The following is a 23532-nucleotide window of genomic DNA, read 5'->3' as shown; positions in this document are numbered from 1 at the left end:
GCCCCCAGACCCCCATCGGCCCGAAGGGCCTCGTCCTCAAACGCCGGACGGGCTGGATGTCGCTGGACCGGCTGAGAATGGGACCCATGAGCCACGTACCCGCCCCTGTCCGCGCCCGCGTCGCCACCCCCGCCGACGTCGACTCGATCGTCTCCGTCTTCACCAGCGCCTTCTTCCACGACCCCGTCTGGGGGGCCGCCTTCCCGGACCAGGCCCGGCGCGCCCAGCAGGCCGCTGTCATGTGGCGGGTCTATGCCGCCTCCGCCGTCCGGTATCCGTGGAGCCTCGTGACGGACGGCGGGGAAGCCGCCGCTGTCTGGATTCCGCCGGGCGGGGTCGAGCTCACGGTGGAGGAGGCGGCCGGGCTGGAGGGGGAGTTGGCGGCGGCCACCGATCCCGGAACCGCTCGGGCGATCATGGAGGTCGGGGAGCGGTTCGAGGCGGTTCATCCCGCCGAGCCGTTCTGCTACCTCACCATTCTCGGCACCCACGCCGACCATCGCGGCAAGGGCCTCGGCATGGGGCTGCTCGCCGAGGGGCTCCGACGGGTCGACGAACTCGGCGCACCCGCCTACCTGGAGTCGACCAACCCCGCCAACCTCAAGCGCTACGAGAGCGTCGGCTTCGGGGTGCGGGACGAGATCCGGCTCGCCGGTGGCCAGGTCGTCACCACCATGTGGCGGCCGGCGCGCTGACGCCGGGCCCCAACTCCCGCTAGCGTGGCGTGACATGCGGACACTCCAGCTCTCGGACACCCACGTCGAGCGCACCGACGCCCCGAACCGCAACGGCGTCAACGCCACCGACTCACTGCGGCTGATGCTCGCCGAGCTGCGGCATCTGCGGGACGTCGACGCGGTCGTCGTGACCGGGGACATCGCCAACGCGGGGGATGCCGAGGCGTACGCGGTGGTGCGGGAGCTCGTCGGGGAGTTCGCCCGGCCCCTGGGCGCCCCCGTCTTCTACACCACCGGCAACCACGACGAGCGCGAGGCCTTCGGCAAGGTGCTGGGCAGCGGGCATGCCGAGCCCGAGGCGGTGCTGGAGACGGACGCGGCGGAGCGGGCCGCGGTGAGCACGGTCGGCGGCTACCGGTTCGTCACCCTCGACTCGCTCGTGCCGGGCAAGGTGTACGGCCGTATCGGCGCGGCCCAACTGGACTGGTTGCGGGGGGTGTTGGGCACCCCGGCCGAGCACGGCACGGTCCTCGCCCTCCACCATCCGCCGATCAGTCTCGGTCTGTCCGTCACCCAGCCGGTCTTCGGACTGCTCAACCCCGAGGAGTTGGCGGCGGCGATCCGCGGGAGTGACGTACGGGTCGTGCTGACCGGGCACTACCACCTCCAGCTCTTCGGGCTGCTGGAGTCGGTGCCGGTGTGGGTGACGCCGGGGGTGGTCAACCGGATCGACCTGACGACGCCGTACGGCACCGAGCGCGCGGTGCGGGGCGCCTCCGCCTCGCTGGTGGAGCTGGGCGGGCCGGCGAGTCCGATGTTCCACACCTTCCACGCCCGGGACCCGCGGGCTCACGAGACGGTGTACCAGCTGGACGAGGAGCGCACCCGGGCGGTGGTGGAGGAGCACGGACCCTGACCGACTTGGTTGACTCAGGCAAGGGACGTCGGCTGGAGTGGGACGAGCAGCCCCCACTCCCGAGGAGTTCGACGATGACGTCAGCTGGGTCTCTCGAAGTGCGCACCACGGCCGGTGCGGTGCGCGGACGTGAGGAGGGCGGTCTCGGGGTCTTCCGGGGCATCCCCTTCGCCGAACCGCCGGTGGGCGAGGCCCGGTTCCGGGCGCCGCGGCCGGTGCGGAGCTGGGAGGGGGTCCGGGAGGCGTACGCCTTCGGCCCGCCGCCCCCGCAGGAGTCCGCCTTCCAGGGCCGTAGAGCCGTACTGGACGCCCCCACCGGCGACGACTGGCTGACCGTCAACGTCTGGACGCCGGCCCCTGACCCGGCGGCCCGCCGCCCGGTGATGGTGTGGATCTACGGCGGCGCCTACAAGCTGGGTCACGCGGGCAGCCCCGGCTACGACGCCCAACACCTCGCGCGCGCCGGTGACGTGGTCGTCGTCACCCTCAACTACCGCGTGGGCATGGAGGGGTTCGCCCTGCTGGAGGGGGCGCCCGCGAACCGGGGGCTGCTGGATCAGGTCGCGGCACTGGAGTGGGTGCGGGACAACATCGCGGCCTTCGGCGGCGATCCGGGGCAGGTCACGGTGTTCGGGGAGTCCGCGGGAGCGGGGTCGGTGGCGTCCCTGCTGGCGATGCCGAGCGCGCGGGGGCTGTTCGGGCGGGCGATCGCGCAGAGCGTGCCCGGTACGTACTTCTCGGCGGAGCTGGCCCGGGACATCGCGGTGGAGCTCGGCAAGGAGGCGGGGCTCGCTCCCGCGGCCGATGCGCTGGCATCCGTGGACCCGCGTGAACTCCCCGCGGTGGGCGAGCGGTTGAGCCTGCGGATGCGCGAGTACGACGACCGGTGGGGGCGGGTCGCTCCCACCGTCACGCCCTTCTCCCCGGTCGTCGACGGCGAGGTGCTGCCGTGCACGCCGTGGGAGGCGCTGGCGGCGGGCGCGGGGCGGGACGTGGAGCTGCTCGTCGGGCACAACCGGGACGAGTACCGGCTCTTCCTCGCCATGGCCGACCGGCTCGGCAGGATCACCGAGGAGCAGGCGGCCGCCGCGCTGCGGATGTTCGCACCGGGCCCGGACGGGGAGCGCGCCTACCGGGCGGCCTTCCCGGACGCCTCACCGAGCGAACTCTACGAACGCGTCCAGACGGACTGGCTGTTCAACATGCCGACCCAGCGGCTGGCGGAGGCGCAGATCGCGGGCGGCGGCCAGGCCCACCTGTACGAACTGACCTGGCCCGCACCGGCGTTGGGCGGCGCGCTGGGCGCGTGCCACGGGCTGGACATCCCGCTGCTGTTCGGTACGTACGAGGCGGACCTCGGCGCCTTCCTGTTCATGGGAGCCGGGGTACCGCCCGAGGCGAGGGCACTGACCGCCCGCTTCCAGTCGGCGTGGACGGGGTTCGCGCGCAGCGGGGACCCGGGGTGGCCGGCGTACGAGGTGCCGGGCGGGCGGCTGACGCAGGTCCTGGACGTGGAGCCGGAGGTGCGGCCGTACCCGGAGGAGGTGTCGCGGCGACTGTGGGAGGCGTACGACTTCGCGGCGCTCCCGCTGCTCAAGTAGGGCGTCAGAGATTGCCGAGGGGCTCGATGTCCACCTTCACCGGGGTGCCCCACACCCGCAGCACCTCGTAGTCGGTGAACTCGTGGACGAGCCGGTACGCCATCGCCGCGCGCGGTCCCCGACGCTGCGCGGCGAGGTAGAGCTCGGCCTCGTGCCGGTCACGCCTCGGTGTCCCGCACAGCTGCCACTCCTGGCCGGTCCACTGCTCCGGCAGCCAGCGCTGCTGGGGCTGGGGCCGGTCCTCGCGGACGCCGTAGCGGGAGGGGGCGGGCCCCGCGGTCCTCGGGCGGGCGCCGGGGCCGTTGATCTCGGCGCGCCGGGCCGCCCGGCGCCGGGTCTCGCACAGCAGGCACAGGTCGGGGGCGTTCTCGTCGACCGGGCCGCCCGGATGCTCGGCGCAGCGGGTGGTGGGGGCGGCGGCGGTGACGCTGTCCTCCAGCAGGTCCAGGGCCCGCTTGAGGTCGGCCTTCATCTCGTGCAGCTTGGCGTCCGGGGTGTCACCGCTGAGCGCGTCGCCGTGCTCGCCGAGAAGGCGCAGGGCACGGCCCAGGGCGGTGAGCTGGGCGTGGTTCATGTCTCCAGGGTAGGCGCCGGGACCCTGTTGAAATGGGCCCATGCCTCTCCTGGACGCCCTCGCCCGGCTGAACGCCGCCTGGCCCTGGTCCCACAACGCCCACTACCACCCGTGGCTCCTGCGCCGGTTGCCCCGCCGCTTCGAGCGCGCCCTCGACGTCGGCTGCGGTGCCGGGGACCTCGTCCGCCTGCTGGCCACCCGCGCGGCACACGTCCACGGCATCGACAGCGACAGCCGGATCATCGACGCGGCGAGGAGGTCGACCGACCCCGACCTCCCCGTCGTCTACGCGGTCGCGGACGGGCTGTCGTACGACCGAGGCGGCCCTCCCTCTGACCGAGACGCTCGGCTACTTCCGGCGGCAACTCGCCAGCAGTTGCTCGGGCTCGTCTCCGTCCTTCTCAACCCGGTCGTCGGGTGGGTCAGGGACCGGGGGCGCAGGACCAAAGAGATGACCGCCGTGACCCGGCAGTCGGAGGCCCCGTACAGAGCTGGTCCGGGGCGTCGGCTCTTCTGGCGCTACACCCTCGTCTGGAAAAAAGTGCGTCCGGGTGTCGATCCCGTGAGGCTGTGATCGACGCACAGGTGAGAGGACTTCACCGAGAGAGGCGGCGATCATGGCCAAGGTTCGTGTGCACAACGTGACGGTTTCCCTGGACGGCTTCATGGCCGGTCCGAACCAGCGGCTGGACGCCCCCTTCGGCGACGGTGTCGGCTGGGGCGACGAGCTGCACAGTTGGTTCGTCGGTGCTACGGAGGACCTCGCCGCCGGGAAGGGCGGCACCGATGTCGAGTACTTCGTCCGCGGTGACGAGAACATCGGCGCCACGATCATGGGGCGGAACATGTTCGGGCCGCAGCGCGGGGCGTGGGAGGACGAGTCCTGGCAGGGCTGGTGGGGCGACAATCCGCCGTACCACCACGACGTCTTCGTCCACACCCACCACCCGCGTCCGGCGCTGGAGATGGCCGGCGGGACCACCTTCCACTTCACCGACGAAGCACCGGAGACGGTCCTCGGGCGCGCCTTCGAGGCCGCGGACGGCAAGGACGTCCGGATCGGCGGCGGCGCGGCGACCATCCGGCAGTATCTGCGCGCCGGGCTGATCGACGAGCTCCACCTGGTGATCGCGCCGATGCTCATCGGCCGCGGCGAGCGGCTGCTCGACAACCTGGGCGACGGCATCGACGGCTACCGGGTCACCGAGCTGGTCGGCTCGACGAAGGTCACGCACGCCGTGCTGGTGCGCCGGTGAGTCAGGGGGTCGCCGACAGCGCCGCCCGCAGATGGCCGCCCGACTCCGCCAGCAGCCGGGCCGCCGTGGGGCCGTCGACATCGGCCAGGATCGTCAGGATCGCGTGCTTCACCTCGCCGTCCGTGGCGGCCAGCGCGCGCTCGACCTCCTCGTCGTCGGCGCCGGTGGCCAGGGCGACGATCCGGCGGGAGCGGGCGCGCAGCTTGTCGTTGGAGGCGCGGACGTCGACCATCAGGTTCCCGTAGGTCTTGCCCAGGCGGATCATCGTGATCGTCGACAGCATGTTGAGGACCAGCTTCTGCGCGGTGCCGGCCTTCAGACGGGTCGAGCCGGTGAGCAGTTCGGGGCCGACGACCACCTCGATGCCGTGCTCGGCGGCCGCCGCGAGCGCGCTGTCCGCGTTGCAGGACAGGCCGACCGTCAACGCCCCCTGCGCGCGGGCGTGTTCCACCGCGCCCACGGCGTAAGGGGTACGACCGGACGCCGACACCCCGACCACACTGTCCAGGGACGTCAGCGCGAGCCCGTCCAGGTCGGCCCGGGCCAGCTCCGCCGAGTCCTCGGCGCCCTCCACGGAGGTGACCATGGCCTCGGGGCCGCCCGCGATCAGGCCCACGACCTGCGCCGGGTCCGTGTTGAAGGTCGGCGGACACTCGGAGGCGTCCAGCACGCCGAGGCGGCCCGCGGTGCCCGCGCCGGCGTAGATCAGTCGGCCGCCCCGGGCCATCCGCTCGGCGACGGCGTCGATGGCGGCGGCGATCCGCGGCAGCTGCCGGGACACCGCGGCGGGCACGGAGGCGTCCTCGCCGTTCATCAGCCGGGCGATGTCGAGCGTCGGCAACCGGTCGACGTCGGCGAGCTCGGGCCGGAAGGCCTCGGTGGTCAGCGACTCCAACTGGGCTTGCAGGTCACGGGGGTTGGAGGTGGAGGTCATGAGGGGAGCTCTTTCGGATCTGCGGGACGGTGATCTACCCAGGGGCGCGAGGAACTGCGCGACCAGCCACAACGGACCCGCAGATCCCCACGGTCTATCGTCGGTGCCGATGCGCCAGCGCCTCGTAGGACGCGGCCAGCGCGGGCGCCGCCGTGTCATACGTCCGCTGCGCCACCCCCACGAACAGACAGTCCACCACCAGCAGCTGACTCGTCCGGGACGACATCGCCGCCGGCCGCAGCTCGCTCTCCCGGGCCGTGGACGTGGTCAGCACATGGTCGGCGTACTGCGCCACCGTCCCGCTCGGCCGCCCGGTGATGGCGACGGTCGTGGCCCCGTGCTCGAAGGCGACCCGCAAGGGCTCGATGACGTCCCCGGTCGCCCCGGAGTGCGTGATGGCGATCGCGACGTCCCCCGCGCGCAGCTGTACCGCATTGGTCACCGCGAGGTGCGGATCGCTGTGCGCCTGCGCTATCAGCCCTATCCGCAGCAGCTTCTGCGTGAGGTCCTGCGCGACGAGACCCGAGGCCCCCACCCCGTACACGTCGATCCGCCGGGCCGAGGCCGTCGCGGCGACCGCCGCCGCCAGCTGCACGGTGTCCAGGCCGGCCGCGGTGTCCGCGAGGGTCTGCTGCTCGTCGTAGGCGAGCTTGGCGACCACGTCCGCGATCGGGTCGTCCACCGCGATGTCCGTGGTGATCGCGGGCGCCCGCCCGGACTGCTGCTGGGCGGCCAGCCCGGCGAGGGCGAGCCGCAGGTCGCGGTAGCCGGGGTAGCCGAGGAGCCGGGCCGTGCGGACGACGGTCGCCTCGCTCGTCCCGGTCAGTTCCGCGAGGCCGGTGACGGTGAGCGCCGCGCAGCCCGCGGGGTCGTTCGCCACGGCCTCGGCGACCCGCTGCATGGAACGGGTCATGGACGGACCCAGCGTGCGCACCTTCGCGGCGAGCGCGCTGCCGAAAATTTCCTTCACTTCCTGGGGCACACCTGAAAGATATTTTCGGCTCCGGCCCGTGGTCAAGAGCGCGCACAATGGACGGATGGAGTCCATAGGTCCACTGGAACAGACCCTGCACACCGCCCGTGCCCTCGTGCTCGCCGACCTCGCGGCGGCCCAGGTCGCCGCGGCGGACGTGGTGTCGATGGTCGAGGACTCCGTCGTACAGCGGCGCTGGTGGGTGGAGCAGTGGCCCGAGGGAGCGGATTTCGTGGCGGGCCTGGTCGCACAGGACGTCCAGGACGCCCTCCTGGAGCGCTACGGCCGCTGGCCCCTGTGCCCGGTGTGCGGCTCCGGCGAACCGCACGCCCTGGAGGTCGAACCGGAACTCGGCGCCGACCCGCACTGGGTGTGCCACAAGGCGGGCGTGAAGGTCGCGGCGATCGGCTCGCTCGGCACCGCCATGGGGACCCCCTCCTCGTGACCGTCTACATCGACCCGCCGACCTGGCCGGGCCACGGCCGCATGTGGTCCCACCTGGTCAGCGACACCTCCTTCGAGGAACTCCACTCGTTCGCCGAGGAGTTGGGCGTCCCGAGACGGGCCTTCGAACGCGACCACTACGACATCCCCGCACACCGCTACGCCGACGTGGTGGCGGCCGGTGCGGTGGAGGTCAGCAGCCGGGAAGTGGTCCGGCTGCTCAACGGGGCGGGGTTGCGGCGGCCCAAGGGGCGTTAGCGGTCGGGCCGGGCAGGACGTGCAGCGGATCTCAGGCGGTCGGGCCCGTCAGCACGTACAGGCGAAGGCCCGTCTCCCTCTCGCCGTACGCCCGCTCCTCCTCCACGCTCGCCCGGACGAAGCCCGCGCGGGCGATCACCCGCTGCGAGGGCGCGTTGTCGGGTTCGATGGTGGCGCAGAGGCTGTGGACGTCGGCGCGGGCCAGGGCCCACTCGCTCAGGGCGCGCAGCGCCTCCGTGGCGTAGCCGAGGCCGCGGGCGGAGGGGGCCAGGTCGTAGCCGACCTCGGCGCGGCCGTCCTCGTCGGGGGCGCCGTGGAAGCCCATGCCGCCGATGGCGCGGCCGTCCTCGCGCCGTACGAGGACGAAGAGGCCGAACTCCGGGCGGTGGACGCCCGCTTCGTACGCCTTGACGGTCATGCCGGCGGCCTCCCGGGTGCCCTCGAAGGGGCCGTCCTCGACCCACGCGAAGCCGCCGTCGCCGCCCGCGGCCAGCTCGGCTGCGGCGGCCGGGGTGACGCCCTGGAGGGTGAGGCGCTCGGCGGGCAGGACGAGGTTGTTGCTCCAGCGCCACTCGGTGCGCGGGGCGCGGCCCGGCAGGTCGCCGCGGCCGGTGGCCCACAGGAGGGTGCGCCAGGGGTCGGGGCCCGGCTGCACCTCGGGGAAGATCCGGGTGAGGACGTACTCGGGGAGGTGGGCGGGCGGCTCGTAGGCGATGTCCAGGCCCCGCGCGAGGTCGTACGTGTGCAGCAGGACCTCGGCGATGCCCATCGCGGCGAAGCCCTCGCGGTTCGCGCTGCGGAAGGGGTACGGGTGGAAGGCGCGGGCCTCGCGGGGCGCGGTGCGGACCGCCGCGGCGAGCAGGGCGCCGCCCGTGTCCAGGACGTGCAGCAGGCCCGTGTTGTCGGTGCCCTCGTCGAGCGTGATCTCGAACGGGACGTAGGCGTCCTGCGCGCCTCCGGCCAGATTGGCCGCGTACCCGATCAGGCACTCGCAGATGTGGAAGGCCGTCTCATGGACGGTCCACTCCATCCCGGCCGGCTTCACGGCCGTCCAGTCCCGGTCCGCCACCGTCCCCAACACCGCCACCGCGCCGGCGACGGCCTCCGTCACCCGTTGACCGCCCACGTCCCCACCCATGTCTGCCATGCGGGCAGGCTATGACCCCGGACGCCTCAGAGCGACAGCATTTCCAGCTCTGACGTGAGGTTGTAGCGGGCCGTCGCCTCCCATTCCCGGACGCCGTACGGCGTCCGGAACAGCCGGGGCAGGGCGAGCAGCTGACGCAGGATCGCGGACCGGCCCTCCCGGAAGGCGTCGGTCGGCACGAAGCCGTACTCCTCGCGTACGGCGGCGGTGTAGGCGGCGTACCCGGAGGGCGGGGCGGCGAGGATCGCGAGGTCGGCGTCGCACAGGACCTGGCCGTTGCGGTCGTCCTCGGCCGGGGCGTGGGTGGTGGTGAGGCGGACGAGGCGGGCCACCTCCGCGGTGGCGGCGTCCGGGACGCCGGCTTCGGGGAGGGCGCGTTCGGCGAGGCGGGCGGAGCGGTCCTCGTTCTCCGAGCGGTCCGGGAGGTAGACGGCGTCATGGAACCAGGCGGCCAGACGGACCAGATGCGGGTCGTCCGCGTGCGTCTCCAGTACGTCGATGTGGTCCAGGACCGCCGTGAGGTGCGCGAGCGTGTGGTACCGGCGCTGCGGTTCCTGCCAGCGGGCGAGGAGGTTGTCGGCGTACGGCAGCGGGTCGGGGCCGCCGGTGCCCCTCGCTCCGTCCAGGGCGGCGGCGAAACGGGCGCGGAGGTCGTCGAGATCGGCCATGGCCTCATTGTCCCCCCGGTCACCCCCTGGCAGGTTGGCCCCATGACTGCTGACGACGTACGAGACCCCGCCCGGCCCGGCCGTCTCCTGGCCGGCGAACGCGACGCCCTGATCCCGCTCCTGCGCTCCCGCCCGGACGCCGACTTCGCGCTGCCGACCCGGGGGTGTCCGGGGTGGAGCGTGCGGGACGTGCTCGCGCACTGTTCGTCCGTGCTGATCCGGGTGGTGGAGCGCCGGTTCGAGAAGGGCGTGTTCTCGCCCGAGTCGAACGACCGGGACATCGCCGAGCGGGCCGACTGGACGAACCAGCAGGTCCTCGACGAGCTGGAGCGCGGGATGACCGAGGCCGGGCCGGTCATCGCCCGGGCGGATGGGGTGCTGGACGTCATCGCGCTGGGGGAGTGGGTGCACGCGGGGGACGTGCGCGAGGTGCTCGGGGAGCCGGGCGCGTACGGGGGTGCCGGGCTGCCCGACGCGCTGGCCCTGCTCGCCCGCGCGACCCGGGAACGCGGCCACCTCCCCCTCCACGCCGACCTCGACGACCTGGACGAACCGCTCCGGCTCGGCGACGTGACCGGTGACCGGACTCCGGCGCGGTACATCGGGGACGCGGCGACGCTCGTACGGCTGTACTCGGGGCGTCCGGTGGAGGGGCGGGACTACGAGCTCGCGGGGGCGGAGGCGAAGGAGTTGAACATCTTCGCCGGGATCGCCTGAGGCGCACTGGTGAGGGGGACCCCGTCGCGGCGTATTCTTGAATTGGACTAGACCTGTAGCCGCCCAAGACCGTCGACGAATGGGGTCCCATGAGCAAGCGTGCAGTCCTGGAGGTGATCGCCCTCGACGTCGAGGACGCGCTCGCCGCCCAGGCCGGAGGCGCGGACCGGCTGGAACTGGTGACCGACATGGCGGCGGACGGTCTGACGCCGACGGTCGCGACGGTCGCCGGGATCCGGGGGGCGGTGGACATCTCGGTGCGGGTGATGCTGCGGCTGTCGGACGGGTTCGACGCCGGGGAGGTCTCGCGGGTGGTCCGGGCGGCACGGGAACTGCGGGACGCCGGGGCCGAGGAGTTCGTGCTGGGGTTCCTGGACGCGGCCGGCGAGGTGGATCTGGGGGCCGTGGAGCGGGTCGTCGGGGCCCTGGACGGGTGCCGCTGGACCTTTCACCGGGCTATCGACCACGCCGCCGACCGGGACGCGCTGCGCAAGCAGCTGGCTGACCTCCCGGGGCTGGACACCTACCTCACCGCGGGCTCGGCGGCGGGCGTGGACGAAGGGCTCCCCGTGCTGCTCGCGGAGGCGGCGAGGGCGGGGGAGCCGGGGTACGAGCAGCAGTTGCTGGTGGGTGGCGGACTGCGGCTGGAGCATGTGCCGGGGCTGCGGGCCGCGGGGATCGACGCCTTCCACATCGGCGGGGCGGCGCGGCCGCGCGGGTGGGAGGCGCCGGTGTCGGCGGAGGCGGTACGGGAGTGGCGGCGGGTGGTGGACGGACGTTAGCCCTTCAGGGGCGCGGTGTTGATACGGCGCCGGCCCCGGCCCCGGCCCCGGCCCCGGCCCCGGCTCCGGTGTCGGCGGGTACGTGGGAACGCACGGCCGGTGGGGCGCCCAACAGGAGCCCCTTCAGCGGGACATGGCGGAACGGGTCAAGGACCCTATCCGGCCAGCGCCGCGGGCAGCGGTGCCGAGTGCGTCACGATCAGGCCGGACACCGCTCGGGTCAGCGCCACGTACAGCCGCCGCAGCCCGGTCCGTTCGTCCGGTTCGCCGTCCACCACCGCCTGGGGCTCGTCCAGGACGACGTAGTCGTACTCGAGGCCCTTGGCGAGCGAGGCCGGGACCAGGGTCAGCCGGGTCTCGGCGGTGGTCTCCTCGCCCGGGGCGAGGTACGGGATGCCGGCCGCCGTCAGCGCCTCCGCCAGCTCCGGGACGCGGGCGTCGGCGGCGATCAGACCCGTCGAGCCCTCGTGGCGCAGCAACTCCTCGCAGGCGGCGACCACTTCGCCCGTACCGGAGGTCTCGCGGAGGTCGAAGAAGCCCGGGTTCTCACGGACCGAGGCGACCGGAGTCAGGCCCGGTGCGATGTGCGGGAGGAGCCGGGAGGCGTACGTGATGACGTCGGTCGGCACGCGGAAACCCGCCGTGAGCTCCTCGATCACGCCGTCCGACTTGCCGAGGTGGGCCAGCGCCTCGTCCCAACTCCGGGTCGCCCAGGGCGTGGTGCCCTGCGCGAGGTCGCCCAGGACGGTCGCCGAACCGGTCGAGCAGCGGCGGCCGACCGCGCGGTACTGCATGGGGGAGAGGTCCTGCGCCTCGTCCAGGACCACGTGCCCGAGCGAGTGCGTGCGCTCTACGATGTCCGTCGTCTCGTCGATCAACACCGCGTCCGCGGCGGACCACTTGGCCGACTTCACGCTTCTGACCGGCTTCGACCACAGGATCGTCTTCTGCTCGTCCTCGTCGAGGATCCCCTCCGCGTGCGCGGCCAGGAACTCCGCGTCCGTGAGCAGCCGCAGCACCAGCTTCGCCGGATCGATCGGCGGCCAGATCGCCTTCACCGCCGCCTTCACCGCGGAGTTGCGGGCCACCGCGTCCTGCACCCGGTCGTCCGGCGCCTCCCCGGACCGCTCCATCTGCACCAGCACGGCGTGCGCGATGCGCTGCGGAAGGGCCTCGCGGGCGGCGCCGTAGCGGATGCCCCGGTCCAGCAACTCCCGCACGATCTCCTCGATCTCGTACGCCGGCACCCGCCACCGGCGCGACCCGCGCACCACCATCACCGGCTCGGTGGGCATCGTGACGTGGGAGTAGACGGCCCGCCTGAGTACCTGGGCCATCCGCGCGTCGCCCTTGAGGACCGCGGCGGGCGCCTCGTCGGTGCCGCGCACCTCGGCGCTCTTCGCGACGAGGTCGTCCACGGTCGCCTGCTGGACGCTCAACTCGCCCAGCGCGGGCAGCACTTGCTCGATGTAGTGCAGGAAGGACCGGTTCGGTCCGATGACTAGGGTGCCGGTGCGGGCGAGGCGCTCGCGGTGGGCGTAGAGGAGATAGGCGACGCGGTGCAGGCCGACGGCGGTCTTCCCGGTGCCGGGGCCGCCCTGCACGCAGACCGTGCCGCCGAGACCGGACCGTACGATCTCGTCCTGCTCGGGCTGGATGGTCGCCACGATGTCGCGCATCGGGCCGACGCGCGGGCGCTCGATCTCCTGCTGGAGCAGCTTGCTGGTCCGGGCCGCCTCGGCGGGGTCGGAGAGGTGCTCGTCCTCGTACGCGGTGATGTCGCCGCGGGTGTAGCCGAAGCGGCGGCGCAGCCCGACGTCCATCGGGTCCTTCTTGGACGCCCGGTAGAACGGCTGCGAGACCGGCGCCCGCCAGTCGATGACCATCGGATCGCCGTCGTGGTCGTGGACGTGCCGGCGCCCAATGTAGAAGCATTCACCCTCCGCCCCCTCGGCCTGCTCGGCGCCGGGCGCGTGCAGGTAGTCGAGGCGGCCGAAGAACAGCGGGGTGTCGCTGAGGTCGGCCAGCGCCTTGATGCGCTCCTCCATCTGGCGGGCCAGGACCTCGGCGTTGACCCAGTTCGCGGTGACGTCCTTGATGTCGAGCGACTCGACGTCCTCGCGCATGGCACGAAGGGCGGCGCGGGACTCGGCGAGGTGGGAGCGTTCGCGGGCGAGGGGGTCGTCGGTGGGCAGGGGCGTGGACAAGGGGGTGCCTCCGGAGGGACCTACGGGACGGGCGCGGGGGATGCCGACCGGTTTCCGTCCGGACGGCGGCACTCCGTGAGGGAGGCGGGCAAGAGCGGAGATTCTAGAGGGGCGGGGTGAGAGGGGGCCAATGAATTTCTCAGGCCCCGGCGGCTCCCTCGCGGCCCCCTAGGGGATGGCCCCTCCCCAGCCTGGGGGAGGCCGCATCCCCGGGCCGTCCTCAGGTAGCACAAGAAGTGGCTACCTGAGGCCGATGCCCCCTTTATGCCTGGTCGGCCACCATGGAGACATGAGTGCAGCGACCATCACCCCAGCCCCCGGTCGCCCGTCCGGAGCGACCCCCGTGTCGGGTGGCCACACCACCCACCGAATCGGCGACGCCCTCCGCGCCGTCCGCGTCTTCGCCGGCGCCGCCTTCGACGTCGTCATACTCGGCGAGTACGGCCAGGAAGCCGGCGTCCGCCGCAAGTAACCGCAGGTCACCGCAGTCGGCCCCGGACAGCCGCCGGTCAGCTCTCCGCGAGCAGCTCGTCCGCGTCCACGATCCGGTAGGCGTACCCCTGCTCGGCCAGGAACCGCTGGCGGTGCGCGGCGAAGTCCTGGTCGATGGTGTCCCGCGCCACCACCGAGTAGAAGTGCGCCTGATGCCCGTCGGCCTTGGGACGCAGCACCCGCCCCAGCCGCTGCGCCTCCTCCTGCCGCGACCCGAAGGTGCCCGAGACCTGGATGGCGACTGTTGCCTCCGGCAGGTCGATGGAGAAGTTCGCCACCTTCGACACCACCAGCACGCTGATCTCGCCCTCCCGGAAGGCGTCGAAGAGCTTCTCGCGCTGGGCGTTGGAGGTCTCGCCCTTGATCACGGGGGCGTTCAGATGCTCACCGAGCTCGTCGAGCTGGTCGATGTACTGGCCGATCACCAGGATCTGCTGGCCCGCGAAGCGCTTGACGAGCGCCTCCGTGACCTTCCGCTTGGTCGCGGTGGTGGCACAGAAGCGGTACTTCTCCTCCTGCTCGGCGGTCGCGTAGGCGAGCCGCTCGGAGTCCGTGAGATTCACCCGGACCTCGACACAGTCGGCGGGCGCGATGTAGCCCTGCGCCTCGATCTCCTTCCACGGCGCGTCGAACCGCTTGGGCCCGATGAGCGAGAAGACGTCCGACTCCCGGCCGTCCTCGCGCACCAGGGTCGCGGTCAGCCCCAGCCGCCGCCGGGCCTGGAGATCGGCGGTGAACTTGAAGACGGGCGCGGGCAGCAGGTGCACCTCGTCGTAGACGATCAGCCCCCAGTCCCGGGAGTCGAACAGCTCCAGGTGCGGGTAGACGCCCTTCCGCCTGGTCGTCAGCACCTGGTAGGTGGCGATGGTGACCGGCCGGATCTCCTTCTTCGTCCCGCTGTACTCGCCGATCTCCTCCTCGGTCAGTGAGGTCCGCTTCACCAGCTCGTGCTTCCACTGCCGGGCCGAGACGGTGTTGGTGACGAGGATGAGCGTGGTCGACTTGGCCTGCGCCATCGACCCGGCGCCGACGAGGGTCTTGCCCGCACCGCAGGGCAGCACGACCACCCCGCTGCCGCCGTGCCAGAAGTTCTCCACGGCCTGCTTCTGGTAGGGCCGCAGCGCCCACCCGTCCTCGGCCAGCTCGATGGGGTGCGCCTCGCCGTCCACGTACCCGGCGAGGTCCTCCGCGGGCCAGCCCAGCTTCAGCAGCGTCTGCTTGATCTGCCCGCGCTCGGAGGGGTGCACGACCACGGTGTCCGGGTCGAGCCGCGCCCCGACCAGCGGGGTGATCCGCTTCGAGCGCAGGATCTCCTCCAGGACCGGCCGGTCGGTGGTGGTGAGCACGAGCCCGTGCGCGGGGTGCTTGCTCAGGGTGAGCCGCCCGTACCGGTCCATCGTCTCGGCGACGTCCACGAGCAGGGCGTGCGGCACCGGATACCGGCTGTACTGCACCAGCGCGTCCACCACCTGCTCGGCGTCGTGCCCGGCGGCGCGCGCGTTCCACAGCCCCAGCGGGGTCACCCGGTAGGTGTGGATGTGCTCGGGCGCCCGCTCCAGCTCCGCGAACGGGGCGATGGCCCGACGGCAGGCGTCGGCCTGCTCGTGGTCCACCTCGAGCAGCAGGGTCTTGTCGGACTGGACGATGAGAGGACCGTTCACGTACAGGCATCCTTCCGCACGGGCCAAACGTCCAGTGTGCCTCAACCAGGGACGATCAAGCAGGGGCGATCCGGTGCAACCTCGACCCCTCTTCGGCTGTCTTGCTGGGCGGGAGCGGCGCGGGGAGGACGTATGGGGATGTCTGCGGGCAGATGGGCGGCCGGCGGGGGAGCGGTCCTGGTGCTGGTGGCTACGGGGGCGTGGGCGCGGTGGCCCGGGGGCACGGACGTCGACGCGGACCTGTGGAGCCGGGTGCGGCCCGCCGTCGAGGCCCGGCTGCTGGAGCAGGCGCGGGGGACCGGGGTCGGGGAACCCGGGGCGCGGTGGTTCTGCCGGGCGGAGGCGGTCGATCTCGCCGAGCGGGACGGTCTCGTGCGGGCCGGTGTCAGCACGTTGTGCGTGGAGTACGGGGTGCGGGCGGGGCGGCTGGTGGAGTGCTCCGGGGCCGAGGTGCCGCAGGTGATGCGGCTGCGGCGGGAGGCGGACGGGGACTACGAGGTGGTGTCCCAGGAGACGGCACCCGACGGCGAGGGCAACGCGCAGTGGATCACGTCCACCTTCGGTCACGTCACGGCCGCCTCGCTCGACGACTCGGTGTCGTCCACAGCACTGGAGGCCGCCGCCCGCACCCACTTCAGCCTGCCGGCCGACACCCCGGTCACCCCGTGCTGACGCCCCTCTAGTCCTCCGCCAGCTCCGCCACCCCCGTGATCCGGTGCAGCGGATACGTGCGGACCTCGTCCGCCGTGTGGTCGTAGGCCGTCACGAAGCCGCCCTCGACGCGGACGGGGGCGATGACGCGTTGGCTGGCGGTGCCCTCCGCGTTGACGTAGCCGATCCAGAGGGACTCGCCGGTGAGGACGGCGGCCTGCATGGTGGCGAGGGTCTCGGCGGAGCTGGTGCGGGGGAGTTCGCCGGCGGCGAGCGGGGGCCGGTCGGTCGGTTTGCGAGGGGCCGTGGAGGCGAGGTCGCCCGCTCGGACGGCCCGGATCGCGGCCGCGAGGAGCGTCGCGTCGGGGACCGGGGGGCCGTCCGGGACCGGTTCGGGGGCGCTGCGGGGCGGAGTGCGGTGGGCGTGGGCGCGGGTGATCAGGACGTCGCCCTCGGCGGACTCGGCGGCCGGGGCGAAGCCCATCGCGCGCAGCCCGTCGAGGAGCGAGGCCGGGTCGGTCCGGGCGGCCAGGACCGTCGGGGCGAGGCGGCGCAGCCGCAGGCCGGCGGCGCGCTTGTCGGCGAGGATCTCGTTCAGCAGGGCGTCGTCGTCGCAGCGGACGTACGCCGAGGCGGCGCCCACGCGAAGGTGGCCGTGGCGTCGGGCCACGTCGTCGATCAGGTACGTCAGCGGCTGCGGGACCGGCGTGCGCGAGTGCGCGGCGAGGAACGCGTGCAGGTCGGAGGCGGACTGCCCGGCGTCCAGGGCGCGGCGCACCGACCCCGGCGTGAAGCGGTAGACCGTCGCCCCGCCCTTCGACTCCACGTCCGCCAGGACGTCCAGCACATCGGCCAGCGGCCGCCGCAGCGGGCCGGGGGCCACCGCCGTCAGGTCGGCCTGGAGCAGGACGTGGTCGAGGGGCTCGGGCAGCAGCGGCGCGAGCAGCCGGGCGGCCGCGGCGGAGGCGGCGGCCTGTTCGGCGGAGGTGAGGGGCTCGGCGACGGCGACGGGCCGATGATGCACCGGGAGCTTGTCCCCAGGGCCCTGCGGCTCGGCGCCCGACGTCCTCGGTGCGCGCTGCGGCTCCGCGTCCGACGTCCTCGGCGCGCGCTGCGGCTCGGCGTCCGGCGTCCTCCGCGCGGCCGCGCCCAGCAGCGCCCGCCCGTGTCCTGACAGCGCCCCCCGCCCCGTCACCCCCAGCAGCTCCGCCTCCTTCAGCGTCCACTCGGCGAGCCGCGAGCGCAGGTCCTCCTCCCGGCGCTGCGGCCGCTCCCAGCGCAGCCGGGCGAGCACCGACTCGGCCGACGGCGACGCCCCCTCCGGCAGCCCCGCCAGCAGCGTCAGCACCCGGTGCCGTACCTCCGGCGCCGCGCCGCGGTCCAGACCCGGGCCCAGCGCCGACAGGGTGCGGTCCTTCGCGTCCCGTCCGCCCACCAGCCCCGAGGTCCGGGTGGCCGTCAGCCAGGCCTGTGCCAGCCGGGCCCAGCGCTGGGCCGGCGGCTGCTCCAGCCACTCGTCGTGGGCCGGGGTCGCGGCGTACCGCTCGTCGGCCTCGCCGTCGGAGGCCACGAGGCCCGCCGCGTACGCCAGCTCGACCCAGAAGGCCGCGACCGGCTCCGAGACGTCCAGCGCGACCGCCGTGCGCTTGAGGTCGCGCACGCTCAGGCCGCCCGCCCGCAGCACCGCGGGCCCGCCCTCGTCCCAGTCCTTCAGCAGCTCCTCCACGGTCGCCAGCGCGGTGTACGCCTGGCCGGCCGCCGTCGCGTCCACCACCTGTGGACGGTGGGAGGCGGCGGGCTCCACGGCCGGCGGCAGCGGCTCCACCTCGCGGTGCGCCCGGCCGCCCCGCAGGTGCAGGGCCACCTCCCGCGGGAGTACGACCGTCCCGGGCGCCGTCGGCACCAGCAGCCCCAGGTCCAGCAGGCGGCGCAGATGGGCCGCGGGGTCCGAGGTGACCTGCCCGTACGGCGGCCCCCAGACCAGCCGGGACAGCACCGCCCGCGACTCCTCCGGCAGTCCGGCCAGCAGCGCCGACATCCGCTCGCGGTCCGTGAACAGGGCCGTCAGCGACGCCACCGCCGACACCGCGTCGTGCGTCGAGCCGAGCCCCGCCGCCGTCACGATGTCCTGGATGCGGCCCGGGGACATCCCGGCCGTGGCCTCCTGCACGGTCGGCCCGAGCCCGGTCGGCGACGGATGCTGCGGCGAGGGCGCGAGCAGCTCACGGGCCGTGCGGACCAGCCGGAGCCGGTCGTCGTCGCCCCAGACCAGGGCCTGTTCGCGCAGGGTGCCGAGCGAGCGGGGCAGCGCCGCCGAGACGGCCGGGTCGCCCGCGTCACCGGTCAGCAGCCGCTCCAGTTCGCCGTACGGCGCCGGGTCCGCGGCCACCGCCAGCGCCTCCGCCGTGCGCAGCGCGAACAGGTCGAGCCGCTCCAGCGCCCGCACCACCGACGCGCGCGTCCCGGCCCGGGTCGCGAGCTGGGTCAGGTCGGTGGGCACCGGCGTGATGAGGTCGGGGCGGGCGCGCAGCAGCGCGGCCAGGGAGTCGTCGTCCCTGGCCCGGAGCGCTTCCGCGAGGGAGCGCGGCGGTACGGCCGGGTTGCTCATCCGACCAACGGTAGCGGGTGCCCGGTCCGGGCAGTGGCGCCCACCGGGGCGGACCGGATATCGCTGACCTGCGGTCCCCGCACGGGCCTGCCGGACCCGACCTGCGCTAGTTTCGTCCCACGGGGTATCCAACGCACCCGCCCCGGAGGGGACTTCGTGGGTATCGAGAGCGACCAGGTCGTCTACGAGTATCTGAGCCGCGTCGGCGACGTGGCCCAGCAGCGGCAGTTGCCGTCGTCGACCCGTATGCGGCTGGTCTCCGAGCTGCGCAACGAGATCGACCGCCGGCGCGCCAAGGCCCCGGTGGACTCGCCCGCCGCCGTCCGCCGGATCATCGCCCGACTGGGCAGTCCCGACGAGGTGGTGACCGCCGCGGGCGGATCCGCGGCCGCCGCCCCGCAGGCGCCGGTCGTCTCCATGCCCGTGCAGCGGGACCGGGAGTCGCAGGAGGACGGCGGGCGGCGGCGGACCGGGCTGCGCAAGATCGTGCCCCCGCCGCGCCCCGCCGACCAGCCGCCCCCCGACCCGGTCGTCTCCCACGGGCCCCACCTGGCGGGCCTGGACGAACTGGGCGACCCCGCGGCACAGCCCGACTGGTGGCGGGTGGACGACAGCCCCTTCGGCGTCGGCGACAGCGTGCCGGGCTTCGTCGGCGGGGTGGAGATCCCGGAGCTGCTGAAGCCCCCGCCGCCGAAGGAGGAGCCGAAGCCCGAGCCCGCCGTCGAGCAGGCGGCGGAAGTGCCCGCACCGAAGCCCCGTACGGCCTGGTGGCGGCCCAGGGCGAAGGCCGCGGCGCCGGTGGTCGAGGCGGCCCCGGTCAAGCGCCGGCGGTTCGCCCGTGCCGGGGGAGCGGGAAGCTGGAGCAACCCCCTCCTGCTGCTCGCCGCCGCCCTCCTCGTCGCCGGTGCGGTGCTCGGCAACCTGATCGTCCTGATCGTGGGCTGGCTCATCGCCTGGGCCTCGCGCCGCCTCACCGACGCGGAGACGAGGTGGGCCGTGGTGATCCTGCCCGGCCTCTCCCTCACCGCGGGCCTGGTCTGGCTGTGGGGCCGCAACGAGGGCCGCTGGGGCGACCCCATCGCGCAGGGCCACATGAACGACGCGGTCGCCGAGACCTGGCCATGGGTGGTGCGGGGCGCGGCCGTGGCATCGGCACTGTTCCTGGTGTGGCGCTCGCAGCGGAGGCGGTAGGACACGGGAGACGGCTGCCGGCGGTCGGCGCAGAGTGGGAAGCGGCTGCCGGGGGGCTGTAGCGCGTGGGAAGCGGCTGTCGGGGGGCTGTAGCGCGTGGGAAGCGGCTGTCGGAGGGCTGTAGCGCGTGGGAAGCGGCTGTCGGAGGGCTGTAGCGCGTGGGAAGCGGCTGCCGGAGGGCTGTAGCGCGTGGGAAGCGGCTGTCGGAGGGCTGTAGCGCGTGGGAAGCGGCTGCCGGAGGCCGTACCGCCCGGGAGCGGCTGCCGGAGGCCGTACCGCCCGAGAAATCGCTGTCTGGCCGCGGCAGCCCCCGGGCACAATGGCCCATATGGCCTCTACAAGCATCCCCGCCGCCAGGACCGCCCCCGGTCCCACGGCCGGTTCCGCCCCCGGTCCCACCGTCGGTCCCACCGTCGGTCCCACCGTCGGCTTCGACCTCGACATGACGCTCATCGACTCCCGTCCCGGCATCCACGCCTGCTGGGTGGAGCTGTCCGAGCGGACGGGGACGTACGTCGACGCCGACCTGGTGGTCACGCGGCTCGGGCCGCCGCTGGCCGAGGAGATGGCGTACTGGTTCCCGGCCGACCGGGTCGCGGAGATGGCGGACCTCTACCGCGAGCTGTACCCGTCGTACGCGATCACCGGCACCCTGGCGATGCCCGGCGCCCGCGAGGCCATCGACGCCGTACAGGCGGCCGGCGGACGGGCGATCGTCGTGACCGCCAAGTGGCAGCCCAACGCCGAGCTGCACATGGAGCATCTCGGCCTCGCGCCGGACGCGGTGATCGGCAACCTGTGGGCCGAGCAGAAGGGCGCGGCGCTGCGCGAGCACGGCGCGAGCGTGTACGTCGGCGACCACACCGGCGATGTGCGCGGGGCGCGGATCGCGCAGGCGCTGTCGGTCGCGGTGGCGACCGGGCCGTGCAGCGCCGAGGAACTGACCGAGGCGGGCGCGGAAGTCGTCCTCGGTGATCTCACGGAGTTCCCGGGTTGGTTTTCGGACTACCGTGCGGACTGCCTTCCGGCCCGCGCCTGACGCCTTCCGGCCGCGACCGATTGCAGTACTCCCGCTCCGGCCACCACGAAACCGACGGCCATGAGCATGCTCAATCCGAACATGTACGTCGGAAAAGGCGTCGTTCCCAGCAGGAACGGGGCCACGGTGACGAGAGTGGCCACGGCACCGATGAAGAAGACGACAGCTCCGGTACGGATCAGTCGGTCACCTGGAGCGGCGGAATTCGTTTGGGTTTTGTCACGCACCGGACCAGGGTAGTTCCCTGCGCGAAGGAACAACCGGGCGACGTCTTGTCACCGGCCTGAAGACCATTAGCCTTGGTACCGGCGGGTCCCGACGACCCGCCCCAGTGCTATCAAGAGCCGTTTCAGAAGCAGTTTTCCGACGAGTACGAGGACGAGGACAGACGTGCCTACCGGCAAGGTCAAGTGGTTCAACAGCGAGAAGGGCTTCGGCTTTCTCTCCCGCGACGACGGCGGTGACGTCTTCGTCCATTCCTCGGTCCTCCCCGCCGGAGTCGAGACGCTGAAGCCCGGACAGCGGGTGGAGTTCGGAGTGGTCGCCGGGCAGCGCGGCGACCAGGCCCTTTCGGTCGCCATCCTCGACCCCACGCCCTCGGTCGCGGCCGCCACCCGCAAGAAGCCCGACGAACTGGCCTCCATCGTCCAGGACCTGACGACCCTCCTGGAGAACATCACCCCGATGCTGGAGCGCGGCCGCTACCCCGACAAGGCGGCGGGCAAGAAGATCGCCGGCCTGCTGCGGGCGGTCGCCGACCAACTCGACGTGTAGTGAGCGAGGTACTGGCCGAGCCCTCGGAGGAGATGAGGGAGCGCATCCGACGACAGCGGCGCCACGCCCTGGAGCTGCTGACCGTCTGCGCCGTCGGCCTCGTCCCCTGGACGGTCCTGCTGGCCTTCACACTGCCGAGCGGCTACACCGTCCGGCAGTGGCGGGTCACCTGGGTCGGCTTCGACATCCTGCTCCTGGTGGCGATGGCCGCCACGGCCGTTCTCGGCTGGCGCCGCAACCGGGCGGTCGTCGTGGCGGCCGTGTCCACGGGTGCCCTGCTGGTCTGCGACGCGTGGTTCGACGTGTCGCTGGCTCTGGGCACCCCGGACGTGTGGTGGTCGGTGGCCCTGGCGGTGTTCGTGGAACTCCCCCTGGCCGCCTTCCTGATCCGCAAGGTCCTGAGCATGATGGCGCTGGCCCGGTGGCCGAGCCCCCGATAGCCCCGACGGCGGCGCGTCAGCCGAACGACAACGCGTCCGGCCCCAGCGCGGGCACGAGCCCCTCCGCCGCCGCCCGCGTCAACAGCCCCCGGATGGCGGCGTACCCGTCCTCGCCCAGGTCCGCGGTGAACTCGTTGACGTACAGGCCGATGTGCTGGTCGGCGACGGCGGGATCCATCTCCTGCGCGTGCGCCATGACATAGGGCCGGGAGACCTCGGGGTCGTCCCAAGCGGCCCGTACGGACGCGCGGATGGCCTCGGCGAGCGACGACAGCCGTTCCGTACCCAGCGACCGCTTGGCGATGATCGCGCCGAGCGGAATCGGCAGCCCCGTCGTCGACTCCCAGTGCTCGCCCATGTCCGCGAGCTTGTGCAGCCCGTAGTTCTGATAGGTGAACCGGGCCTCATGGATCACGAGCCCGGCGTCGACCAGTCCGTCCCGGACGGCCGGCATGATCTCGTGGAACGGCATCACCACGATCTCCCCGACCTTGCCCGCCAGGACGTCCGCCGCCCACAGCCGGAACAGCAGATACGCCGTCGACCGCTCGGACGGCACCGCGACCCTGCCGCCGGTCAGCTCCACCCCGGCCTCCCGGGTGAGCACCAGCGGCCCGCAGCCCCGGCCCAGCGCACCCCCGCACGGCAGCAGCGCGTACTCGTCGAGGACGTACGGCAGCACGGCGTACGACACCTTCAGCACGTCGAACTCACCGCGCTCGGCCATGCCGTTGGTGATGTCGATGTCCGCGAAGGTCACGTCCAGCGCGGGCGCCCCCGGGACGCGGCCGTGCGCGAGGGCGTCGAAGACGAAGGTGTCGTTGGGGCAGGGCGAGTACGCGATCTGCAAGGGCTGCGACGGTTCAGTCATGCTGCTTCCAACTCTCCAGTACGGGCGCCAGCTTCCCGAACCCCTCCGTCAGGGCGGTGAGCGCGTCGCCGATGCGCCAGGCGGTCCGGTCGCGGGGTCCGACCGGGTTGGAGACGGCGCGGATCTCCAGCACCGGCACCCCGTGCACCCCGGCCGCCTCGGCGACCCCGAAGCCCTCCATGGCCTCGGCGAGGGCGCTGGGGTGGCGGGCGCGCAGGGCCGCCGCGCCCTCGGCCGTGCCGGTCACCGTGGAGACGGTGAGCACGGCCCCGGCCCGCGCCCCGGTGGCGGCCACGGCGTCCCGTACGAGAGCCGCGGGCGGCCGGTGGGTGACGGCCCCGAACCCCAGGGCGGTCACCGGCACGAACCCCGCGGCGGTCTCGGCCCCGAGGTCGGCCGCGGTGATCTCGTCGGCGACGACCAGCGACCCGACCGGCGCCTCGGGCAGGAACCCCCCGGCGATCCCGGCGGACACGACAAGGCCGTAGGGAGAACCCGCCAGGGCGGCCCGGGTGAGCGCGGTGGCGGTCGCGGCGGCGGCGAGCGCGGGCCCGACGCCCACCGCGAGGACGTCGGCCGCGGTGCCCTGGAACGCAGGGGCCACCGCGTCCCGTTCGACCGGGACCGCGGTGGCCACGAGGATGCGCATCA

26 protein-coding genes are annotated in these 23532 nt (G+C 73.3%); 15 read left to right on the top strand and 11 right to left on the bottom strand.

All coding sequences use genetic code 11. The annotated features are described in order from the left end of the window. The first annotated feature begins 86 nt into the window (after positions 1–86). The 3 genes from ACFULQ_RS30460 to ACFULQ_RS30450 all read left to right on the top strand — a co-directional run bounded on the left by ACFULQ_RS30460 (position 87) and on the right by ACFULQ_RS30450 (position 3194). Positions 87–695, top strand: coding sequence for a GNAT family N-acetyltransferase (locus ACFULQ_RS30460; RefSeq protein ID WP_383550041.1), 609 nt, complete (start codon positions 87–89; stop codon positions 693–695). Between the two features lie 34 nt (positions 696–729). Further along, entirely contained in the window at positions 730–1593 is an 864-nt protein-coding gene (locus ACFULQ_RS30455) for a metallophosphoesterase family protein (RefSeq protein ID WP_383550039.1), read from the top strand. Between the two features lie 74 nt (positions 1594–1667). Further along, on the top strand, positions 1668–3194 hold the full coding sequence (locus ACFULQ_RS30450; RefSeq protein WP_383550036.1) for a carboxylesterase/lipase family protein: 1527 nt from the start codon (positions 1668–1670) through the stop codon (positions 3192–3194). Positions 3195–3198: 4 nt separating this feature from the next. Here ACFULQ_RS30450 and ACFULQ_RS30445 read toward each other — a convergent pair whose 3' ends face one another. Then, on the bottom strand, positions 3199–3768 hold the full coding sequence (locus ACFULQ_RS30445; RefSeq protein ID WP_383550034.1) for a hypothetical protein: 570 nt from the start codon (positions 3766–3768) through the stop codon (positions 3199–3201). A gap of 40 nt (positions 3769–3808) precedes the next feature. On the opposite strand from ACFULQ_RS30445, the gene ACFULQ_RS30440 reads away from it, so the two are divergent. Beyond that, positions 3809–4342, top strand: coding sequence for a class I SAM-dependent methyltransferase (locus ACFULQ_RS30440; RefSeq protein WP_383550031.1), 534 nt, complete (start codon positions 3809–3811; stop codon positions 4340–4342). Between the two features lie 43 nt (positions 4343–4385). Next, positions 4386–5024 carry a dihydrofolate reductase family protein gene (locus ACFULQ_RS30435; protein WP_383550028.1) on the top strand — a complete coding sequence of 213 codons (639 nt, stop codon included), beginning with the start codon at positions 4386–4388 and terminating at the stop codon, positions 5022–5024. 1 nt (position 5025) lies between these two features. On the opposite strand, the gene murQ is transcribed toward ACFULQ_RS30435, so the two are convergent. Together murQ and ACFULQ_RS30425 are read right to left on the bottom strand one after the other, a co-directional pair. Beyond that, entirely contained in the window at positions 5026–5958 is a 933-nt protein-coding gene (gene murQ / locus ACFULQ_RS30430) for an N-acetylmuramic acid 6-phosphate etherase (RefSeq protein ID WP_383550026.1), read from the bottom strand. Between the two features lie 94 nt (positions 5959–6052). After that, positions 6053–6940, bottom strand: coding sequence for a MurR/RpiR family transcriptional regulator (locus ACFULQ_RS30425; RefSeq protein WP_383550023.1), 888 nt, complete (start codon positions 6938–6940; stop codon positions 6053–6055). Positions 6941–6995: 55 nt separating this feature from the next. Between ACFULQ_RS30425 and ACFULQ_RS30420 the strand changes: the two genes are divergently transcribed. Beyond that, positions 6996–7376: a hypothetical protein gene (locus tag ACFULQ_RS30420; RefSeq protein ID WP_383550020.1), complete on the top strand. Its 381-nt coding sequence runs from the start codon at positions 6996–6998 to the stop codon at positions 7374–7376. Continuing rightward, positions 7373–7633 (top strand): DUF4031 domain-containing protein, encoded by a 261-nt coding sequence (locus ACFULQ_RS30415; protein WP_383550018.1) that lies wholly within the window; start codon positions 7373–7375, stop codon positions 7631–7633. Before ACFULQ_RS30420 ends, ACFULQ_RS30415 begins: the two co-directional genes overlap by 4 nt. A 31-nt stretch (positions 7634–7664) precedes the next feature. Here ACFULQ_RS30415 and ACFULQ_RS30410 read toward each other — a convergent pair whose 3' ends face one another. Together ACFULQ_RS30410 and ACFULQ_RS30405 are read right to left on the bottom strand one after the other, a co-directional pair. Further along, positions 7665–8771, bottom strand: coding sequence for a GNAT family N-acetyltransferase (locus ACFULQ_RS30410; RefSeq protein ID WP_383550050.1), 1107 nt, complete (start codon positions 8769–8771; stop codon positions 7665–7667). Positions 8772–8806: 35 nt separating this feature from the next. Continuing rightward, complete coding sequence (locus ACFULQ_RS30405; protein WP_383550015.1) at positions 8807–9448, bottom strand: hypothetical protein; 642 nt, start codon at positions 9446–9448, stop codon at positions 8807–8809. A 42-nt stretch (positions 9449–9490) separates the two neighbouring features. Between ACFULQ_RS30405 and ACFULQ_RS30400 the strand changes: the two genes are divergently transcribed. Both ACFULQ_RS30400 and ACFULQ_RS30395 read left to right on the top strand, forming a co-directional pair. Beyond that, positions 9491–10165, top strand: coding sequence for a maleylpyruvate isomerase family mycothiol-dependent enzyme (locus tag ACFULQ_RS30400; RefSeq protein ID WP_383550013.1), 675 nt, complete (start codon positions 9491–9493; stop codon positions 10163–10165). 89 nt (positions 10166–10254) lie between these two features. Beyond that, positions 10255–10947: a copper homeostasis protein CutC gene (locus ACFULQ_RS30395; RefSeq protein ID WP_383550010.1), complete on the top strand. Its 693-nt coding sequence runs from the start codon at positions 10255–10257 to the stop codon at positions 10945–10947. Positions 10948–11102: 155 nt separating this feature from the next. Here ACFULQ_RS30395 and ACFULQ_RS30390 read toward each other — a convergent pair whose 3' ends face one another. Then, the gene (locus ACFULQ_RS30390; RefSeq protein ID WP_383550008.1) at positions 11103–13154 is read right to left on the bottom strand and encodes a HelD family protein; all 2052 of its coding nucleotides are present in this window, start codon (positions 13152–13154) and stop codon (positions 11103–11105) included. A 289-nt stretch (positions 13155–13443) separates the two neighbouring features. Here ACFULQ_RS30390 and ACFULQ_RS30385 point away from each other — a divergent pair, with 289 nt between their 5' ends. Then, a complete protein-coding gene (locus tag ACFULQ_RS30385; protein ID WP_383550005.1) occupies positions 13444–13626 on the top strand; it encodes a hypothetical protein in 183 nt (60 codons plus the stop codon). 37 nt (positions 13627–13663) lie between these two features. Here the strand turns inward: ACFULQ_RS30385 and ACFULQ_RS30380 are convergent, their stop codons facing one another. Then, entirely contained in the window at positions 13664–15307 is a 1644-nt protein-coding gene (locus ACFULQ_RS30380) for a DNA repair helicase XPB (RefSeq protein WP_383550003.1), read from the bottom strand. A gap of 138 nt (positions 15308–15445) precedes the next feature. Between ACFULQ_RS30380 and ACFULQ_RS30375 the strand changes: the two genes are divergently transcribed. Beyond that, on the top strand, positions 15446–15979 hold the full coding sequence (locus ACFULQ_RS30375) for a hypothetical protein (protein ID WP_383550000.1): 534 nt from the start codon (positions 15446–15448) through the stop codon (positions 15977–15979). Positions 15980–15986: 7 nt separating this feature from the next. Here ACFULQ_RS30375 and ACFULQ_RS30370 read toward each other — a convergent pair whose 3' ends face one another. Further along, positions 15987–18566, bottom strand: coding sequence for a helicase-associated domain-containing protein (locus ACFULQ_RS30370; RefSeq protein WP_383549998.1), 2580 nt, complete (start codon positions 18564–18566; stop codon positions 15987–15989). Positions 18567–18722: 156 nt separating this feature from the next. On the opposite strand from ACFULQ_RS30370, the gene ACFULQ_RS30365 reads away from it, so the two are divergent. Both ACFULQ_RS30365 and ACFULQ_RS30360 read left to right on the top strand, forming a co-directional pair. After that, entirely contained in the window at positions 18723–19757 is a 1035-nt protein-coding gene (locus ACFULQ_RS30365) for a hypothetical protein (protein WP_383549995.1), read from the top strand. Between the two features lie 328 nt (positions 19758–20085). Next, the gene (locus ACFULQ_RS30360; RefSeq protein ID WP_383549992.1) at positions 20086–20796 is read left to right on the top strand and encodes an HAD family hydrolase; all 711 of its coding nucleotides are present in this window, start codon (positions 20086–20088) and stop codon (positions 20794–20796) included. On the opposite strand, the gene ACFULQ_RS30355 is transcribed toward ACFULQ_RS30360, so the two are convergent. Then, complete coding sequence (locus ACFULQ_RS30355; protein WP_123761537.1) at positions 20763–21023, bottom strand: hypothetical protein; 261 nt, start codon at positions 21021–21023, stop codon at positions 20763–20765. The two genes, ACFULQ_RS30360 and ACFULQ_RS30355, sit on opposite strands and share 34 nt — an antisense overlap. A gap of 163 nt (positions 21024–21186) precedes the next feature. Here ACFULQ_RS30355 and ACFULQ_RS30350 point away from each other — a divergent pair, with 163 nt between their 5' ends. Together ACFULQ_RS30350 and ACFULQ_RS30345 are read left to right on the top strand one after the other, a co-directional pair. Next, positions 21187–21570 (top strand): cold-shock protein, encoded by a 384-nt coding sequence (locus ACFULQ_RS30350; protein WP_020140317.1) that lies wholly within the window; start codon positions 21187–21189, stop codon positions 21568–21570. A 32-nt stretch (positions 21571–21602) separates the two neighbouring features. Then, a complete protein-coding gene (locus tag ACFULQ_RS30345) occupies positions 21603–22010 on the top strand; it encodes a hypothetical protein (protein ID WP_383550047.1) in 408 nt (135 codons plus the stop codon). A gap of 16 nt (positions 22011–22026) precedes the next feature. On the opposite strand, the gene ACFULQ_RS30340 is transcribed toward ACFULQ_RS30345, so the two are convergent. Both ACFULQ_RS30340 and ACFULQ_RS30335 read right to left on the bottom strand, forming a co-directional pair. Next, positions 22027–22881 carry a 1,4-dihydroxy-6-naphthoate synthase gene (locus ACFULQ_RS30340; protein WP_383549987.1) on the bottom strand — a complete coding sequence of 285 codons (855 nt, stop codon included), beginning with the start codon at positions 22879–22881 and terminating at the stop codon, positions 22027–22029. Continuing rightward, complete coding sequence (locus ACFULQ_RS30335; protein WP_383549984.1) at positions 22874–23530, bottom strand: futalosine hydrolase; 657 nt, start codon at positions 23528–23530, stop codon at positions 22874–22876. Before ACFULQ_RS30335 ends, ACFULQ_RS30340 begins: the two co-directional genes overlap by 8 nt. Between the last annotated feature and the right edge of the window lie 2 nt (positions 23531–23532).

Origin of the sequence: Streptomyces sp. NPDC057253, assembly GCF_042669125.1 — a bacterium.
Lineage (GTDB): Bacteria > Actinomycetota > Actinomycetes > Streptomycetales > Streptomycetaceae > Streptomyces.
Note: the sequence above shows the minus strand (reverse complement) of the source record. Positions and strands in the feature narration are given on the sequence as shown.